This is a genomic window from Streptococcus sp. AS14, assembly GCF_000286495.1.
Lineage (GTDB): Bacteria > Bacillota > Bacilli > Lactobacillales > Streptococcaceae > Streptococcus > Streptococcus sanguinis_P.
The window spans coordinates 110008-126328 of record NZ_ALKI01000009.1 but is presented as its reverse complement, the minus strand read 5'-3'; the positions used below and the strand labels follow the sequence as shown (position 1 = coordinate 126328).

The 16321-nt window shown below is 42.2% G+C and carries 18 protein-coding genes; 3 read left to right on the top strand and 15 right to left on the bottom strand.

The window, feature by feature from the left end; genetic code table 11:
- The first annotated feature begins 446 nt into the window (after positions 1-446).
- Entirely contained in the window at positions 447-1973 is a 1527-nt protein-coding gene (locus HMPREF1150_RS07780) for an ATP-binding cassette domain-containing protein (RefSeq protein WP_009659422.1), read from the top strand.
- A 74-nt stretch (positions 1974-2047) separates the two neighbouring features.
- On the opposite strand, the gene HMPREF1150_RS07785 is transcribed toward HMPREF1150_RS07780, so the two are convergent.
- From HMPREF1150_RS07785 to HMPREF1150_RS07835, 11 genes are all read right to left on the bottom strand, one after another.
- Entirely contained in the window at positions 2048-3784 is a 1737-nt protein-coding gene (locus HMPREF1150_RS07785) for an ABC transporter ATP-binding protein (RefSeq protein ID WP_009659368.1), read from the bottom strand.
- The gene (locus HMPREF1150_RS07790) at positions 3774-5516 is read right to left on the bottom strand and encodes an ABC transporter ATP-binding protein (protein WP_009659441.1); all 1743 of its coding nucleotides are present in this window, start codon (positions 5514-5516) and stop codon (positions 3774-3776) included. The genes HMPREF1150_RS07785 and HMPREF1150_RS07790 overlap by 11 nt, the downstream gene beginning before the upstream one ends.
- A 96-nt stretch (positions 5517-5612) precedes the next feature.
- Positions 5613-6800: an MFS transporter gene (locus HMPREF1150_RS07795; protein WP_032905397.1), complete on the bottom strand. Its 1188-nt coding sequence runs from the start codon at positions 6798-6800 to the stop codon at positions 5613-5615.
- 156 nt (positions 6801-6956) lie between these two features.
- Complete coding sequence (asnS, locus tag HMPREF1150_RS07800) at positions 6957-8303, bottom strand: asparagine--tRNA ligase (protein WP_009659378.1); 1347 nt, start codon at positions 8301-8303, stop codon at positions 6957-6959.
- Positions 8304-8324: 21 nt separating this feature from the next.
- Positions 8325-8687, bottom strand: coding sequence for a VOC family protein (locus HMPREF1150_RS07805; RefSeq protein ID WP_009659379.1), 363 nt, complete (start codon positions 8685-8687; stop codon positions 8325-8327).
- Positions 8688-8866: 179 nt separating this feature from the next.
- Entirely contained in the window at positions 8867-9217 is a 351-nt protein-coding gene (locus tag HMPREF1150_RS07810; RefSeq protein ID WP_002900144.1) for a hypothetical protein, read from the bottom strand.
- A 9-nt stretch (positions 9218-9226) separates the two neighbouring features.
- Positions 9227-9820 carry a hypothetical protein gene (locus HMPREF1150_RS07815; protein ID WP_002900143.1) on the bottom strand — a complete coding sequence of 198 codons (594 nt, stop codon included), beginning with the start codon at positions 9818-9820 and terminating at the stop codon, positions 9227-9229.
- A 14-nt stretch (positions 9821-9834) separates the two neighbouring features.
- Positions 9835-10254 carry a hypothetical protein gene (locus tag HMPREF1150_RS07820; protein ID WP_002900142.1) on the bottom strand — a complete coding sequence of 140 codons (420 nt, stop codon included), beginning with the start codon at positions 10252-10254 and terminating at the stop codon, positions 9835-9837.
- A gap of 232 nt (positions 10255-10486) precedes the next feature.
- Positions 10487-10960, bottom strand: a complete 474-nt coding sequence (locus HMPREF1150_RS07825; RefSeq protein WP_009659454.1) for a hypothetical protein — start codon at positions 10958-10960, stop codon at positions 10487-10489.
- A 266-nt stretch (positions 10961-11226) separates the two neighbouring features.
- Entirely contained in the window at positions 11227-12408 is a 1182-nt protein-coding gene (locus HMPREF1150_RS07830; RefSeq protein WP_009659413.1) for a pyridoxal phosphate-dependent aminotransferase, read from the bottom strand.
- Complete coding sequence (locus HMPREF1150_RS07835; protein WP_009659456.1) at positions 12405-12893, bottom strand: DUF5590 domain-containing protein; 489 nt, start codon at positions 12891-12893, stop codon at positions 12405-12407. The genes HMPREF1150_RS07830 and HMPREF1150_RS07835 overlap by 4 nt, the downstream gene beginning before the upstream one ends.
- Positions 12894-13007: 114 nt before the next feature.
- Here HMPREF1150_RS07835 and HMPREF1150_RS07840 point away from each other — a divergent pair, with 114 nt between their 5' ends.
- Both HMPREF1150_RS07840 and HMPREF1150_RS07845 read left to right on the top strand, forming a co-directional pair.
- On the top strand, positions 13008-13454 hold the full coding sequence (locus tag HMPREF1150_RS07840; protein WP_002900138.1) for a MarR family winged helix-turn-helix transcriptional regulator: 447 nt from the start codon (positions 13008-13010) through the stop codon (positions 13452-13454).
- Positions 13455-13539: 85 nt separating this feature from the next.
- Positions 13540-14088 carry an NADPH-dependent FMN reductase gene (locus HMPREF1150_RS07845; RefSeq protein WP_009659471.1) on the top strand — a complete coding sequence of 183 codons (549 nt, stop codon included), beginning with the start codon at positions 13540-13542 and terminating at the stop codon, positions 14086-14088.
- A 98-nt stretch (positions 14089-14186) separates the two neighbouring features.
- Here the strand turns inward: HMPREF1150_RS07845 and HMPREF1150_RS07850 are convergent, their stop codons facing one another.
- The 4 genes from HMPREF1150_RS07850 to HMPREF1150_RS07860 form a co-directional block, all read right to left on the bottom strand.
- Entirely contained in the window at positions 14187-14486 is a 300-nt protein-coding gene (locus HMPREF1150_RS07850; protein ID WP_002897369.1) for a DUF4176 domain-containing protein, read from the bottom strand.
- Between the two features lie 31 nt (positions 14487-14517).
- A complete protein-coding gene (locus tag HMPREF1150_RS0111145) occupies positions 14518-15063 on the bottom strand; it encodes a hypothetical protein (RefSeq protein ID WP_032905396.1) in 546 nt (181 codons plus the stop codon).
- Entirely contained in the window at positions 15060-15602 is a 543-nt protein-coding gene (locus tag HMPREF1150_RS07855) for a hypothetical protein (protein ID WP_009659468.1), read from the bottom strand. The genes HMPREF1150_RS0111145 and HMPREF1150_RS07855 overlap by 4 nt, the downstream gene beginning before the upstream one ends.
- 101 nt (positions 15603-15703) lie before the next feature.
- Entirely contained in the window at positions 15704-16258 is a 555-nt protein-coding gene (locus tag HMPREF1150_RS07860; protein ID WP_009659420.1) for a hypothetical protein, read from the bottom strand.
- Between the last annotated feature and the right edge of the window lie 63 nt (positions 16259-16321).

Genomic DNA, 16321 nt, shown 5'->3' with positions numbered 1-16321 from the left:
ATTAAAAAATTATATATCAAAATCAGCTTAAAAGTCTTGAAATCAATATTCTTAAAGAGTTTATAAAAATTTGCTCCAAAAATCTTTTAAAAATTTTTATTTATTTGAAAGCGCTTGACGAATTTACTTTCTTCTGTTAGACTTAAAGCAGAACTATTTCGGAGGTACACGGAGACATGAAAAATTAAGTCTATTTTTTAAAGGAAACTTTATTTAGTAGATTTTGTCATGTTTCTGCATATCCGCGGGATGTTCGTTTTTGGTGCTTTCTAGCTTTTATTTGCTTATCTTTAGATTAATCCTGTCGCTCCTATGACAGTGTAAGCTGGAAGCCTATGAACGAATAATCCTACTTAGGCACTCCTGTGTCTGCTTTGTGCAACTAAAAACAGCTCTGCTAAATAAAGCAGGGCTGTATTTTGTGTTATAAAACGAAGGAGACATCTATGCTTCAAATAAAAAATCTAACAATCACCCACCTAAAAGACCTGAAAGAGTTAGTCAAAGATTTGTCACTGACAGTCAATCAAGGAGACAAGGTCGCTATTATCGGTGAGGAGGGCAATGGCAAGTCCACCCTACTCAAGCTCCTGCTAGACGAGCGACTGGTCAGCTCCTATGTCAGCTACAGCGGACAGATTGATAAGTCCTATACTCCTGCTGTCTACCTGCCCCAGCAGCTACCTTCAGAGGATGCCCAACTGACGCTCAATGACTATTTCTTTGCTGATTTTGAGACCGAGCTGGACTATGCCAAGCTCTATCGCTATGCTGGAGAGCTCAACTTTGACAGCCAGCGTTTTGCCAGTCAGCAACCGCTCGCCAGCCTATCTGGAGGAGAAAAGCTCAAGGTCCAACTCATCAAGAAACTAGCCAGTGATTGGGACATTCTCTTTCTTGATGAGCCCTCTAATGACCTCGATCTCGAAACTCTGACTTGGCTGGAAAACTTTATCAGCCACGGCCAGAGAACAGTTCTTTTCGTCTCTCACGACGAGCACTTCCTCGCTCAAGCTGCGACCAAGATTGTTCATCTGGAGCGAATCAAAAAGAAGCAGGAGGCTAGAACCAATGTCAAGAGTCTGGACTATGAAAATTACCGCCACAAACGTCAGGAGGCCTTTGAAAAACAAGGTCAATTGGCACGGAAAGAGCGGGAAGAACACGCCAAGACCATGGAAAAACACCTACGGGTTAAGCAGAGTGTGGAGCATACTTTACGAAACACCCATGATGCTACTGCAGGTCGACTGGTGGCTAAGAAAATGAAAAACGTCCTCTCACAGGGCAAACGATTCGAAAAGGCAGGTGCTGAAATGACAGAAATTCCGACACAGGAAGATGCCATCAGCCTTCACTTCTCAGACATAGAAGCTCTGCCATTGACCAAAAGAATCCTCAAATTAGAAGGAATGAAACTGGAAACAGACGAACGACAACTGGCGGAGAACCTGACTCTGGAGGTCTGCGGACAGGAAAAAATCGGACTGATTGGTGCTAATGGTGCAGGCAAGTCCACTCTGCTTAAGGAAATATGGAAGATCCTGCGTGAGCGGACAGATATGCGGGTCGGCTACATGCCCCAGCATTATGGTGACTTGCTAGCTGATGAGAGCAGCCCTTTGGACTTTCTGGCTCCCTCTGGCGATAAGTCCCAGGAGGAAAAAATCCTGACGCATCTAGCCAGTCTCCAGTTCACGCGCGACGAGGCCCGCCACCCGATTGGGCAGCTTTCCGGCGGCCAAAAAGCCAAGCTCCTCCTGCTCAAACTAGTCCTAGACCGCCCCAATGTCCTCCTTCTAGACGAGCCAACCCGCAACTTCTCTCCCACCTCTCAGCCTCAGGTTCGCCAGCTTTTGGCGACCTATCCTGGCGCCATCATAGCTGTCTCCCACGACCGAATCTTTCTCAAAGAAGTCTGCCAGAAGATTTATAAACTGACGGAGACAGGGTTTGAAGAAGTTGAATTATAAGCAAAAAGAGTTGGAAATCCAACTCTTTTAGTTTTGTTTAGCATCAATCTGTGAACTTTAATAAAGCTCCCCTTCTACTCCTGCGCCGTCTGCATTTGGTAATAAACACCTCTGGCTGCCATGAGCTCCTGATGATTTCCATGTTCGACGATATCACCATCTACCATAACGAGGATGATGTCAGCATTTTGAATAGTAGACAGGCGATGGGCAATGATGAAGCTAGTACGACCCACCATGAGCTTGCTGAAAGCCTCCTGAATCAAGACTTCTGTCCGGGTATCAATGGAGGAAGTCGCCTCATCCAAGATTAGGATTTTAGGAACAGCAAGGAAGACACGCGCGATGGTTAATAGCTGCCGCTGACCTTGAGACAGGGAGTCCCCAGCATCCGCCAGATAGGTGTCATACCCCTGAGGCAGTTGCTGGATAAAGAAATGCGCATTGGCCGATTTGGCAGCTGCAATGACCTCTTCTCGGCTGGCATTTGGCCGGCCAAAAGCTATGTTGTCGTGAATAGTCGCCGTCTTGAGCCAAGTCTCTTGCAGTACCATACCGAACTGCTGACGATAAGAGGATCTGGTGTAATGCGTGATGGGAACATCGTCTAGCGAAATAAGACCACTATCTACATTGTAAAAGCGCATGAGGAGATTAATCAGGGTTGACTTGCCAGCACCGGTCGGCCCGACAATAGCAACCTTACTAGCTGCTGGAATCCTTATATTCAAAGCCTGAATCAGCTCTTTGCCAGGCTCATAGCCAAAAGCCACACGCTCAAAGCTAATCTGTCCTCTGACATCTTCCGACTGGAGGATTTCCTGACCAGACTCTGCTATTTCTTCTTGGTCCAAAACGCTGTAAATCCTCTCCGCACAAGCTAAAGCGCTCTGCAATTCCGACATGACTGACGATATATCGTTGAAAGGCTTGGTGTACTGGTTGACGTAGTTGAGAAAAGTTACCAGCTGTCCAACCGTAAAGCCTGTTCCCTGAATGATGCGGACAGCCCCAAAGCCTACAATCAAAGCATAAATCAGGGCATTGATAAAACGAGTCGAAGGATTGACCGTCGAAGAATAGAAAATAGCCGCCTGCGAATAGTCTGCATAGGTTTGATTACTGCGAGTAAAAGCTGTATCAAACTGCTCCTGAGCATTAAAAGCCTGAATCAAACTTTCCTGGGTCAGGCTTTCCTCAATCAGCTGGGTCTGCTCTCCTCTTGCCTGCGTCTGCCGTTGGAAAAAGCTAAAACTCTTTCTGGCAATAAAGCGCGCTAAGAAAAGAGAAAGGGGCGTCAAAAGCAGAACCAAAAGCAAGAGGAAAAAGTCCAATCTGGCCATGCTAATGATAGTCACTAAGATGGTCAGCAAACCTACAAAAAATTGATTAAAAACCATAAGTAGGCCATTGCTGAGCTGCTCCAAATCCGTCGTCACCCGACTAACCAAGTCTCCGGTTCCCTGCCGGTCCAGATAAGCCAAAGGCAGATAGTGTACTTTCTTGATAACACCTTGACGGAGCTGCTGACTGTAGCGATAAACCAGCTGATTATAGAGCAAGGGATTGAGCCACTGAATCAGCGTATTGGCTAAGATGACCAACAACATCTGGCCCAAAATCGGCACCAAATGCTGGTCCGCTTGAGGCAGAAGAACGCTATCGACCGCATTCCCGATTAAAACTGGTAGAAGAACAGTCAGAGCCACTTGAGCCACCGTTCCCAGACTAGCTAGGAAAAAGAGCCAGCGCGCCTGCAGCAAATCTCGAGTCAAACGCCTCAAGCTGCTAGGTGATGTCTTATGCTTCATGCTTGTCCTCCTCTCCTTGGCTATGCTGTGAGTGATGGATTTCTCGGTAAATGGCAGAGCTGACTAGGAGTTCCTCATGGCGACCAAGGGCCACCTGTTCTCCCTTATCTAGTACTAAAATTTGATCCGCCGAGCGCAAGCTATTGGTTCGCTGAGAGATCAAGACCAGACTGGTCTCTGTCAATTCATTCTTAATAGCCTGCAGGAGTCTAGCCTCTGTCAAATAGTCCAGAGCTGAGGTCGCATCATCTAAAACCAAGAAAAGCGCCCTCCGCAAGACAGCTCTGGCAATGGTTAAACGTTGACGCTGACCTCCAGAAAAATTCCGACCAAAGGCCTCTACAGTCGCATCCAAGCCACCTTCCTTCTGAGAGACAAAGTCCGCTGCCTGAGCAATCTCTAAAGCCTGCCACAAGTCTGCATCTGTTGGCTTGCTTGACATACCCAAGGTCAGATTGGAGCGAACAGTTCCTTGGAAAAGCTCCGCCTTTTGAGGCACCAGACTGATCCAGGACCTCCATTCGCTCAGATTTTTGGGACTGCGTCCTTGAGAAAAGATGGTTAACTGACCAGCAGCCACTGGATAGAGATGGGCCAGCAGCTGAACCAGAGTAGACTTACCTGAACCTGTCCCGCCAATAACCCCCAAAGTCTGACCTCTTTTCAAATCAAAAGTCAGGCCAGTCAAGGCTGGACTAGCTGCATTTGGATAAGAAAAGCTGACCTGCTGGACTTTAATGGCTTGATTTGGCAAAGCTGTTTCCTGCACTAATTCCTGCAGGACATCTTCTTCTGCTTGCTCGAATACTTGATTGATGCGGCCTGCGCTGATATAACTTTGATTGAGAGAATTGACCAGCATAGCCAGCTTGAGCAATTCCACCAAAATCTGCAATAAATAATTGACCAAGGCCACTAGCATCCCCTGGGTCAGCAAGCCCTTTCCGATAAAGGTATTCCCCTGCCAAATCACAGCAATTAGAGTACCATTGACTGTGAGAAAGGTCAGAGGACTAATCAGACTAGCCAGAGCTCCCGTCCTGATTTGCCAGGTTTTATAGAGCTCATTGCGATTGCGAAAGGTCTGAACCTCGCGTTGGGTCTGACCGAAAGCTCGTATAACCCGCATGCCCTGTAGCTGCTCACGCGTCAGATTGACTAGTTGGTCTGTCAGCTGGCGAATCTTAGCGTAGAGAGGATTCATCAGACGAGACATGAAGACGATAATAGCCGTTAAAATTGCCACCATGAGCAAAAACCACAAGGTAATGACCGGACTGATAGTAAAGGCCATGATGATAGAGCCAAAAACGATGATAGGCGCCCGAAGAAAGAGACGAAGGAATTGATTGATGCCCGTCTGAATCTGATAGGTGTCGCTCGTCAGCCAGGTCACCAAGCTAGAAGTCGTCAACTCATCCCGACTAGCCTTGGGCAGACGCAGGATTTTTTGATAGAGGTCGCTTGTCATCTGACGAGTAAAGCCCACTGCTGCCTTTGACGAATAATACTGGGCCACCACTGCAACCACCACGCCCAGAGCAGCCAAGCCCATCAAAAGAAAAACCATCCAGTAGAGATGGGAGCTGTCGTGTCTAGGAATGGTCTCATCCACAATCCCCGCAATCAAAAGCGGAACCAAGAGTTCAAAACTGGCTTCCAAAAGCTTAAACAAGGGTCCCAGCAAAGACTCCCTGATATAGCCCTTGAAATATTTCAATAAATCTTTCATACTGCCTACTTCTCCATTTAACTGTATTTATTTTACCATAATTTTCAAAGGGCAAAAAATATTCTCCTTCTGACCAGCAGAAAGAGAACATTGATATTAGACTTCTTGTAAGTTCTGGCTTATTTTCTTTAATCCTAAATGTAAAAATGGAGTTACAGCAAATAAGAAGCTACCCAAAGCTATAAAAGTCCAATTGAAGCCAAAGTGATCAATCAACCAGCCCGTCACAGGGAAAATGACAATCATGCTCAGGCTGAACATCATAGAATAAACACTGAGCATGGTCGCCCGTACTTCACTTGGCAGCTGCTTTTGCAAATCATTGTCAAAAATCGGCTGAAAGAGTGCATACAAGGCGTTGCTGATTAGATAAATCAAAATATAAATGATCGGAGTTCCAAAATAGGACAGCAGGTAGCTTGCTCCGGTTAGAAGAACCACTGAAGGAAAAAGTTTTAAGGCAGAATACTTCTTTCCAATCACACTCGCCAGATAGACCGCCAAGATATTCAAAGCACTGCCAATCAGCATGACTACCGAAATCTGCCAATCTTTTAAATCAGGCAATTGATTTTGATAATAAAAATAAAACATACACATCAAGGTGCAGATGATTTGCGACAGAATCATCCAGGTAAATAGACTGGGATTCCTATGCAACTCCTCTTTGACAGCCCAGATAATCTTTTTCATGGTCAGACGTTCTGCTTTCTCTGCTTTAACACTTGGCTCCTTCAACATCCAGGTCAAGAAAAGAACGATGATAGAGGTACCAATCATGATATAGTAGGTCAGATGCAATTGTCCATGGACAAAAAATCCGGCCCAGACCGTTCCCAAAGATCGGGTCGCTTCAGCCACTCCAGACATAAAGCTGGAGATGGATAGGTAACGTTCCTTGAGTCCGGCCTCCACAGACGAATCATAGACCATGGCTGCGCTTGTCCCCGAATCAAAATTATAAGACCAAGCACTAATCACCATAGCCAGAGCATAAATCCAAAAGTTCCCCTGCCCGGCCAACATGAGAACAGAAGACACAATCCCAGCTATCCGGCTCAGATACAAATTGGTCTTGTAGGAAAAGCGATCCGCCAACATCCCAGAAGGAATTTCACAAATAACGCTAGTCGCATGAAAGATACTTTCCAAAAGCCCAATCTGCCAGAGGGACATGCCATTTTGACTTAGAAATAAAATCCAAAAACTGGTAATGCCTAGAAAGGCAAAAAATTCAACTCCGGCCATAAGACCGATATTTTTCCGATAACTTCTTTTAAACATTTTTTCTCCTTTAACAAGTGTTTCTTCATTTTTATCCTTTATCACTTGTTAATCTGCTGTTTACATGACTCATACCTCTTCTTTCTCTAAAATTCTATATTTGGATTATTTCATAGTTCATTGCTGAAAAAACGCCCCATGGGCGTTTTCATTGATTTACGGTTTAATACGATGCAACATACGTGGGAATGGAATGGCTTCACGGATATGCTTGGTTCCTGCTACAAAGGTTACCATACGCTCGATACCGATACCGAATCCACCGTGCGGAACTGTTCCATACTTACGAAGATCCAGGTAGAATTCATATTCTGTCGTATCCATACCAAGATCATTCATCTTAGCAACAAGAGCATCGTAGTCTTCTTCACGCATAGAACCACCGATGATTTCACCGTAGCCTTCAGGTGCCAGCAAGTCTGCACAGAGGACGCGATCTGGATTTCCAGGAACTGGCTTCATATAGAAAGCCTTGATGGCTGCTGGGTAGTTCACGACAAAGGTTGGTACACCAAAGTGGTTTGAAATCCATGTTTCATGTGGCGACCCAAAGTCATCACCATGTTCCAGATGCTCATAGTCAGCATCTTCATCATTCTCATGGGCTTGCAAAAGATCAATCGCTTCATCATAGCTAACACGCTTGAAAGGCTCCGCAATATAGCGTTTCAAAAGTTCTACATCGCGTTCCAAGGTTTCCAAAGCTTGAGGAGCACGGTCAAGCACACCTTGGATCAAGGCTTTAACATAAGCTTCTTGCAAGTCAAGTGACTCATCATGCGTCAAGTATGAATACTCTGCATCCATCATCCAGAACTCCGTCAAATGACGACGGGTTTTTGATTTTTCAGCACGAAATACAGGACCAAAGTCAAAGACACGGCCAAGAGCCATGGCTCCTGCTTCCAGATAAAGCTGACCTGACTGACTCAAGTAAGCTGGAGTTCCGAAGTAGTCTGTTTCAAAGAGCTCAGTTGAGTCTTCTGCTGCATTTCCTGACAAGATTGGGCTGTCAAACTTCATAAAACCATTCTTGTCAAAGAATTCATAGGTAGCGTAGATAATGGCATTGCGGATTTGCATCATGGCTACTTGCTTACGAGAACGCAGCCACAAGTGACGGTTGTCCATGAGGAAGTCAGTCCCATGTTCTTTGGGCGTGATTGGATAGTCATTTGACTCACCGATGATTTCGATGTCTGTGATGTCCAGCTCGTAGCCAAATTTTGAACGCTCGTCTTCCTTGACAACCCCTGTCACATAGACAGAAGTTTCTTGGCTAAGCTTTTTAATCGTATCAAACTTCGCCAATCCTTCTTCTTCGCCAAATTTCTCGATAAAGTTAGGCTTGAAGGCCACTCCTTGGAAAAAGGCAGAGCCATCGCGCAGCTGCAAGAAAGCAATCTTACCCTTACCTGACTTATTGGCAACCCAAGCACCGATGGTCACTTCTTGACCAACATAATTTTTCACATCAATAATTGTTACGATTTTCTTTGACACGTTTTTTCTCTTTTCTATTTTTTATTCTTTATGACAGACTGCCTCGACATTATTACCATCTGGATCCAAGACAAAGGCTGCATAATATGATGAAAGGTTCCCCCGATAATTTGGCGCACCGTTGTCTTTTCCCCCTGCCTTTAAACCAGCCTCATAACAAGCTTGAACCTGCTCATGGTTTTCTGCCAAAAAAGCAAAGTGAATCGGAGACTGCTCTCCCTCTCCCAACCAAAAATCTCCAGCTGGAGCCGTCCGAGGTTCAGCAAAACTTACTGCCTGAGGAATTTCAAAGGCAATCTTGTAGCCCAATGGCTCTAAAGCTTGCTGATAAAAGAGCTTGCTGGCTTCCAAATCCTTGACTGTAATCCCAAAATGATCAATCATATCTGCCTCCTAGATTGGTTGCTAAATGTCACTTTATTTCAAGACAAATCTTTTGGACATCTGTTCTATATTTTACCATAAAGCGATTGCAATAGCTATCCTTGAAGAGACTAAATCTCAGAAAAATTAAAAAACCAGCCTCCTAAAGGCTGGCGGATAACTCTCTCTGAATAAGAGGACTAATTTTTTGTTCCATATAGCAGTCGATCAACCATGTCATCATCATAGTTCAAGACTTTTTTCAAAGCCATCTTAAAACGCTGATCGCTGAGAATCTGACCTCCAGGACTCTGGTCAATCGTCGCATAATTCCCCTCCCCATCCTGAGTAAAGGCTACAGTGAGCTCTTGGTCAGGGTCTTCACAAACATCTCTCCGAGGATCTTTTGAACTGGTAGACGGTCGAAAGTCCATTCTTTGAAGACGAAACGACAGTTCTTTATGAAAAGCCGCAATGTCCTTCTGACGATTGGCCACTAACTCATGTTTGTCCAGCCAAGTCAAAACATCTTCTTTTGTAATATATATCATTTTCCCCTCCTAAACCAAATCAAAGTTCGCCCTGTAAACGACCGTATCATAGCTTGGGCTAGCTGCTGACAGAGCTGCTTGAATGATATGGAGCACGCGCTGCTGTTGACCTTCAAAAGCTAAAGGCAAGAGCATATTGGAGACATTTTTGACAATCACTCCCTTAGTGAATTCCCCATCTTCATAAGAAAAATCCTGCTGATGAAAAATGGTCTTAGTCTTAAATTCAATCATCTGTCCTTGCAAGATTAGCTTATAAGTCTTCTTCCAGTTGGTTCTGCCACCAAAGCGATAAAGGACCAGATAAATCCCCAAATCATGATCTGCAACCCAATCGCCCGTCTCAAAGACTAGCTCGTCATCAATCCCAGCCTTCTTTAAAAGCTCAATCCCTTCTTCAGAAATCATCTCGTGCACGAACTTCCAACTTCCTTCCTGGGGAAGAGTTGCTGTTCCCTCAGTCTCCTTCTGAGGACTACTACTGACTTCTTTATGATGAACTCTTTTAGGGGTAAATTCTTCCTCCCAAGTCATCTCTTCTTCTATGTCACTGACAGCCCGCCTAGTCGGTAAAAAATCCAGACACTTTTCTAATAATCCCATATCCTATCTCCTCTTTATCTGTACTCCACGTGGTTTACTTCCCTTATCTTTGTATCATAATAAGGGTTAATCTGCGACAGGGCATGTTGAATCACTGTTACGATCTTGTCCTCTCGTCCTTTTAAAACCTTGGGAATTACAAGTTGGGAGATTGTTTCTGTTGATAGACCTTTTACACTTTGATCTTCCTCATTGCGAACTGGATATCTATCGGCCCGCTCTTCTTCTAGGCGAAATTCAAGCAAGTGACCACCGAGAATCATGGCTAAAACCTGATATTTCCCTTCCCCAATACGAAATTGCTTGACGCAGAGAAAAATTCCTCTCTTCTCATCCTCTAGTAAAAATGGCAGAGCCAGTTCTTTTTCTTCAATAGAAAAATCCTCGAGAAGCTTCTTCTCCCTTTCCCCTATTTCCTTTCTGATAAAACCCATTTTATCTCCTTTTGTACAAAATAATCTTCATCCCTATTATTACTTAAGTAAAAAGACCATGAGGAACACACTGCATGTCAATAGAATGCAGGGCTAGACCAAATGGACTTCTTTTATTATACACCGAAACACCATCGTCTTCAACTAAATACTCCTCAAATTTTTAAGTCGTCTGGTAATTCCTATCAGAAAGTGACTTATACATAGTTAATCTAGCATGGATAACTGCTATTTAATCAATAGGCGGATCATTCTTTACCTCTTCTTCTGTCTTCCAGTAGGTCATACTGCTCTTCTCAGTATCTACCTCCATCTTTTTATTAAGTCTAATATCAACCTTATAATAGGCACGTTTAATTAAAAGCTTTTGACTGTTCTCTGCAGAACCCCAAGTTCTACAAACCATCAAAAAACTTGCAGAGCCCTGTCCGGCTATCTCCTCCTTAGTGTAAGAACCGGGGGCAGTTGGGCGTTCTAAGATTCTCATATTTAATCTTAATTCCGGCTGGTAATTGCTCAAATACCAGTCTATTCGGGCAGAGTCATTCTCATAATATTGGATACGGTAGCGATGACCTTTGGCTTGCAGACTATAGCCATTGGATTCGGAAATTGTGGTCCAACCCTGCTCTGAATCAACAACAGAACAAGCAGCCAATAAAACCAAACTAACTCCCATGAATAAGAAAAATAAATGACGTTTCATATCCTTCTCCTTTCACTCCTGTTTGCAAGCCCTGACACCTAAATTCCAACTACTCCCAGCTTTTATTTTCTGAACAAAACCTTCTCAATTCGACCAGAAAATATGAAAGCGTTTCTATCATCTTCTATATTATTTTACTATCTTATTCAACCCATTGCTAGTACAGTCAAAAATAAATTGAAAAGGACGAACTCTGAGTTCATCCTTCTCTATTGTTTATAAATCTTTGTAGGCTCTCTTTAGCAAGCAATGTAGGATTGAGAGCTTTATTTACTCTCCATAAATTGCTGCAGGCGCTGAACAGCTTCTTTGAGCGTATCCAAGTCCGTCGCATAACTAAGACGGACATTTTCTGGAGCACCGAATCCTGCTCCCGTCACCAAAGCCACGCCAACTTCTTCTAAAATTGCTGTCGTAAATTCGGTCACATCTGTATAACCTTTCATTTCCATGGCTTTCTTGACATTTGGAAAGAGATAGAAGGCCCCTTGTGGCTTAACCACTTCAAAACCTGGCACTTGAGCCAAGAGAGGATAGATGGTATTGAGACGCTCTTCAAAGGCCTGACGCATAGTCTCGACCGTTTCCTGGCTGCCAGTCAGAGCTTCGATAGCTGCATATTGAGCCGCTGCTGTCGGGTTAGAGGTCGTCTGGCCAGCAATCTTACTCATAGCCGCAATAATCTCCGGCTCACCAACTGCGTAGCCAATCCGCCAGCCTGTCATGGAGTAGCTCTTAGAGACACCATTGATGACCACCGTCTGCTTGCGAATCTCCTCAGACAGACTGGAAATTGGCGTAAATTTATTGCCGTTATAAACCAGACGTCCATAGATGTCATCTGCCAAAATCAGAATATCATGCTCCACAGCCAAATTTCCAATCGCTCTTAGCTCATCCGCTGTATAAATCATACCAGTCGGATTGGACGGCGAGTTCAAAACCAAGACCTTGGTCTTATCAGTACGAGCAGCTTCCAGCTGTTCCACCGTAACCTTGAAATTATTTTCCTCAGTGGTTTGAACAAAAACAGGAGTCCCCTCGGCCATCTTAATCTGGTCGCCGTAGCTGACCCAGTAAGGCGTCGGAATGATAGCTTCATCACCTGGATCAAGCACACTCATAAAGAAAGTGTAGAGGGAGAACTTAGCTCCGGTTGCCACCGTCACTTGATTAGGCTGGATGGTGTAGCCGTAATAGTTGGCAAAATACTCTACTACAGCTTCTTTTAGCTCTGGCAGACCACTTGTCACTGTATAAAAGCTAGCACGCCCATCCTCAACAGCTGCTATAGCAGCATCTCGGATATTCTTAGGCGTCGGAAAATCTGGCTCTCCCAGAGTCAGAGACAGAATATCCCGCCCCTGCGCTTTCAAAGCCTTAGCACGCGCTGCTGTTGCCAGAGTCACGCTTTCTTCCATCTTTAAGACACGATTTGATAATTTCATAGTCCCTCCTTGCTGACCAACTGTCCGCTTTCAAAACCAATTAGGTAGTAGGTGCCTCCCGACTTGACTTCCCAGATGGGCTGATCCTGAAAATAGCCCATAGTCACCTTATCAATAGTTCCGGCTCCATTTTCCTTGGCAATGCTCTTCGCCTCTGCCTGACTGACACCTTGGTCCAGTCGATAGACCCGAATCTCATTGGAATCTTTGGCAATCAAAACAGCTTTTTTGACACCTTTACTGGTCTTACCAAGCAGACTGTAGTAGGATTCCTGCCCATTGTAGATGGCAAAAGAATCCACTTTTTCAAGATCTGCATATTCCTTGGCCAAGCGACTGCTTGCTTCCTTAGCTGACTGCCTCGGCTGCATGGACACTTGCAAAACAGCAAAAAATGAAAAGACAAGAACGCTGAGAACGATAAAAATACCGATAAGGTACTGCCAAATTGGAAAACTGGCTTTATTTCTATTTTTATATTTCACTCCGTCATTATACTACAAATACTCCTATTTTTCTATCTTTTTTTGATGAGAATATTCACAAAATTCTAAAGCAATATCCTTGCATATGATACTATTTATTGGTAAAATATTGTTATGAAGATTACAGACGATTTAAGCAAAGAAACTCTGCTTGATTTGAAAACCATGATTGTCTTTCATAAGGCAGAAAGAACTATCCGTGCTATTGAAGCCCAAATTTTTAAAAAGCATGATTTGACTCCTACTCAGTTTTCCGTCTTAGAAACCCTATACAGCAAAGGAGAGCTGCGTATTCAGGACTTGATTGACCGTATACTGGCTACTTCTGGCAACATGACTGTTGTCATCAAAAATATGGAACGCGACGGCTGGATTGTCCGCACCTGCGACCCAAATGACCGCCGGGCTTTTTTGATTGGTCTGACGAAACAAGGTAAAGCTAAAATTGAAGCCGCCCTGCCTGATCATATCAAAAATATCCAGCAAGCTCTGTCCATTCTCGAAGAAGACGATAAGCAGGATTTGATTCGTATTTTAAAAAATTTCAAAAAATTGAGCTAAATAATTGCTAACTAGTAATTAATGTTGTAACATATATTGTAACAAGAGAAATATCTCTTTATTTTATAAAAAAGGAGACAATGCAATGTCTAAAGTATTATTCATCGTCGGCTCGCTTCGTCAAGGTTCTTTCAACCACCAATTGGCTGAGCAAGCTGAAAAAGCTTTGGCTGGTAAGGCAGAAGTTTCATATCTTGATTACAAAGATGTACCATTCTTCAACCAAGACATCGAAAGTCCTGCTCCAGCTGCTGTCGCTAAGGTTCGTGAAGAAATTTTGGCCGCTGATGCTATCTGGATTTTCTCACCTGTCTACAACTGGGCTATTCCAGGAGTAGTGAAAAACCTCTTGGACTGGGCTTCACGCGCTTTGGATCTGTCAGATCCAACTGGCCCATCTGCTCTAAATGCTAAGGTTGTTACTGTTTCATCTGTAGCTAACGGCACATCACCAGACGAAGTATTCAAGCACTACCGCAGCCTGCTGCCATTCATTCGTATGAATGTGGTAGAACCATTCACAGGTGTTGGTATCAACCCAGAAGCATGGGGAACTGGTCAACTGACTGTCGCAGAAGATAAATTTGCTGAACTCTCAGCACAGGCTGATGCTCTTTTAGCAGCCCTTAACTAAAAAGAGAAGATTATAAAAAGAAAAGAAAACTTATAAGACACTAACCCCTCGCAAAAATTGCGAGGGGTTTTAGAATACTTTACTGACAGGAACAGGTATTATAAATCAGCTAAAGAATATTTAGGATAAGGAATTTGAGATAATTTATCTTCTATTTTTGCTAGCATTTTCTCTTCTGATTCATCTATATACCCCTCAAACCAAATTTTTTCAATATCTTCTTGGTTAAAAAAGCAAGCTTGATTATCCGTCATACCAAAAGGATATACACAGCCGGAATAGTCTAAATAACCAATTTCACCCTTATTATCATAAAGAGGATAACGGTTAATAATCATAATTTTTACTTGTCCATTTTTAAGTTGGACAACACTCCCTATCGGTAGTAGCTCAGTCATTAGAAACCTCCTTTAAAAATCTTCTCGAATTCTAAGTATTTTTCTTTTTTAATCTTTTTAGAACTTTTATCTGTTTGAATAAATGGGACCTTATGAGACAAAAATAAACAATCAAGAAGCCAATATCACTTAACAAATAAGAGACATAGACACCTCTGCTTAGATACTCAGTTGCATGATAAATTGCAAAAAAGGTAAAAAACAAACCGAATACAAGCTTCGCATATACATTTCGACTAAAAATATATAAAAATTCATCCTTAATGGGGAGCGTTTCAAAGCGAAACTCTTTAAATGACAGGTCCTTCTTTGTTCTCACAAGTAATTCTACTAAATACCCAAGAATAATATAACCCAATACTAGAGAAATCAACTTCCACAGGAAGGAAAACTGGCTATTCGAAATAGAAGTAAATCCATGTAGCAGCAGAATGCTAGCTGCAGGAACATAATTCGTGAGATCCAGATGGAATGTTGGTTTATCTACATTGACATAGATTTTATTAGTTTTTGGGTCAAAATAATAGTTTCTACCCTGAAAAGCTAAGAGTTCGGTTAAATATTCTTTTTTCTTCATTTCAATTGCTTTTCCAACCTTTTAAGGATAATCAATTTTTCTAATGGCCTATTTCCAAATAATAAGAGCCCAGATACTGGGAGAAAACCAATGATAGCTATAAAAGAAATAAAGCTTCCTGAAAAATAATAATCAATTATAAATTTAATTGACGTAAAAAATAGTATAGTCCCAAAAAACAATATTCCTTTACATTGTGTTTGTTGGTTATAAAGAAAATTAGGCCAGTCAAAATATAGTTTCTGATTAAAACTTTTTATAGTTCCTTTTCTAATATTTCTTAGAACAAATATTATCAAAACTAAAACGCAGAGAACAGTCGAACACAAAATAAATATTCTGATAGGCACACTGGCAACCTGAGGTGCTGTTGCTTCTGAATAAATGTTTCGTAAAAGAAAGGAAGCAGGCAGAATAGCCCAAGTGAGATTAGGAGCTTGCTCTTCTTTCTTATCTATAGAGTATAGTTCTCCAGTTTTTCTATCATAAAAAATATTTTTATCTCTGAAATTACCTAACCAAAATACATTCTTATTCATTGATTTCTTCCAAGTAACAACGGTTCATAATCATAGCACTTCCATTCAGTAAGTAATTGGTCATACATTACCTTGATCCATAGATTATAAGCTAAAGCTCTTTATTTATTTTTTATCAATTGCTTTATTGCCGTCATTCTTTTCATAAAATTACTTTTGGCTATTGCCATATAAAATATAAAATAAAAGATAATAACTTCTATTAAATTTGTCATGGTAGGAGCGTTCAAATATTCTCTCATTTGAAAAACAGTCAAGAAAGAACTCACTGCAAATGTAATAAGCAGAATATATAATCTGTTTCTCTCTTCTTCTAAAAAATTCTTCCAACCTACATGTTCATATAATTTGGGATTAAATGCTTCAACGTTTTGCCCTAAATACTCATCTTTAAATCCAAAGTGACAGACCAAAGATATAAGAATAAGAGTCGCGCACAAAACAATTACTTTGAAAATAGGGGATTCAAATTTTATATTGTTTACTTGAACGAGAAAGGCATTCCCTAGAATTCCAAAGGATATTACTAACCACCTGAGATTAGGAAAAACTCTCTCATTGACTTTATTAGAATATACTTTTTTTCTTTTCACATCATAAAAGATGTTTCGACCTTGAAAGCCGCCTATGATAATCATAGATTTCGTTTTCTTCATTTTTCAATACCATCATATTAATAAAAAAATTAGGGCTGAGAGGACTCAAATCCTTCCTAAACT

What these genes read in the sequence shown, in the direction of transcription:
- HMPREF1150_RS07780 (WP_009659422.1), top strand. Translation starts at nt 447, where the DNA reads ATGCTTCAAATAAAAAATCTAACAATCACCCACCTAAAAGACCTGAAA.
- HMPREF1150_RS07785 (WP_009659368.1), bottom strand. Translation starts at nt 3,784, where the DNA reads ATGAAGCATAAGACATCACCTAGCAGCTTGAGGCGTTTGACTCGAGAT.
- HMPREF1150_RS07790 (WP_009659441.1), bottom strand. Translation starts at nt 5,516, where the DNA reads ATGAAAGATTTATTGAAATATTTCAAGGGCTATATCAGGGAGTCTTTG.
- HMPREF1150_RS07795 (WP_032905397.1), bottom strand. Translation starts at nt 6,800, where the DNA reads ATGTTTAAAAGAAGTTATCGGAAAAATATCGGTCTTATGGCCGGAGTT.
- HMPREF1150_RS07805 (WP_009659379.1), bottom strand. Translation starts at nt 8,687, where the DNA reads ATGATTGATCATTTTGGGATTACAGTCAAGGATTTGGAAGCCAGCAAG.
- HMPREF1150_RS07810 (WP_002900144.1), bottom strand. Translation starts at nt 9,217, where the DNA reads ATGATATATATTACAAAAGAAGATGTTTTGACTTGGCTGGACAAACAT.
- HMPREF1150_RS07815 (WP_002900143.1), bottom strand. Translation starts at nt 9,820, where the DNA reads ATGGGATTATTAGAAAAGTGTCTGGATTTTTTACCGACTAGGCGGGCT.
- HMPREF1150_RS07820 (WP_002900142.1), bottom strand. Translation starts at nt 10,254, where the DNA reads ATGGGTTTTATCAGAAAGGAAATAGGGGAAAGGGAGAAGAAGCTTCTC.
- HMPREF1150_RS07825 (WP_009659454.1), bottom strand. Translation starts at nt 10,960, where the DNA reads ATGAAACGTCATTTATTTTTCTTATTCATGGGAGTTAGTTTGGTTTTA.
- HMPREF1150_RS07830 (WP_009659413.1), bottom strand. Translation starts at nt 12,408, where the DNA reads ATGAAATTATCAAATCGTGTCTTAAAGATGGAAGAAAGCGTGACTCTG.
- HMPREF1150_RS07840 (WP_002900138.1), top strand. Translation starts at nt 13,008, where the DNA reads ATGAAGATTACAGACGATTTAAGCAAAGAAACTCTGCTTGATTTGAAA.
- HMPREF1150_RS07845 (WP_009659471.1), top strand. Translation starts at nt 13,540, where the DNA reads ATGTCTAAAGTATTATTCATCGTCGGCTCGCTTCGTCAAGGTTCTTTC.
- HMPREF1150_RS07850 (WP_002897369.1), bottom strand. Translation starts at nt 14,486, where the DNA reads ATGACTGAGCTACTACCGATAGGGAGTGTTGTCCAACTTAAAAATGGA.
- HMPREF1150_RS0111145 (WP_032905396.1), bottom strand. Translation starts at nt 15,063, where the DNA reads ATGAAGAAAAAAGAATATTTAACCGAACTCTTAGCTTTTCAGGGTAGA.
- HMPREF1150_RS07855 (WP_009659468.1), bottom strand. Translation starts at nt 15,602, where the DNA reads ATGAATAAGAATGTATTTTGGTTAGGTAATTTCAGAGATAAAAATATT.
- HMPREF1150_RS07860 (WP_009659420.1), bottom strand. Translation starts at nt 16,258, where the DNA reads ATGAAGAAAACGAAATCTATGATTATCATAGGCGGCTTTCAAGGTCGA.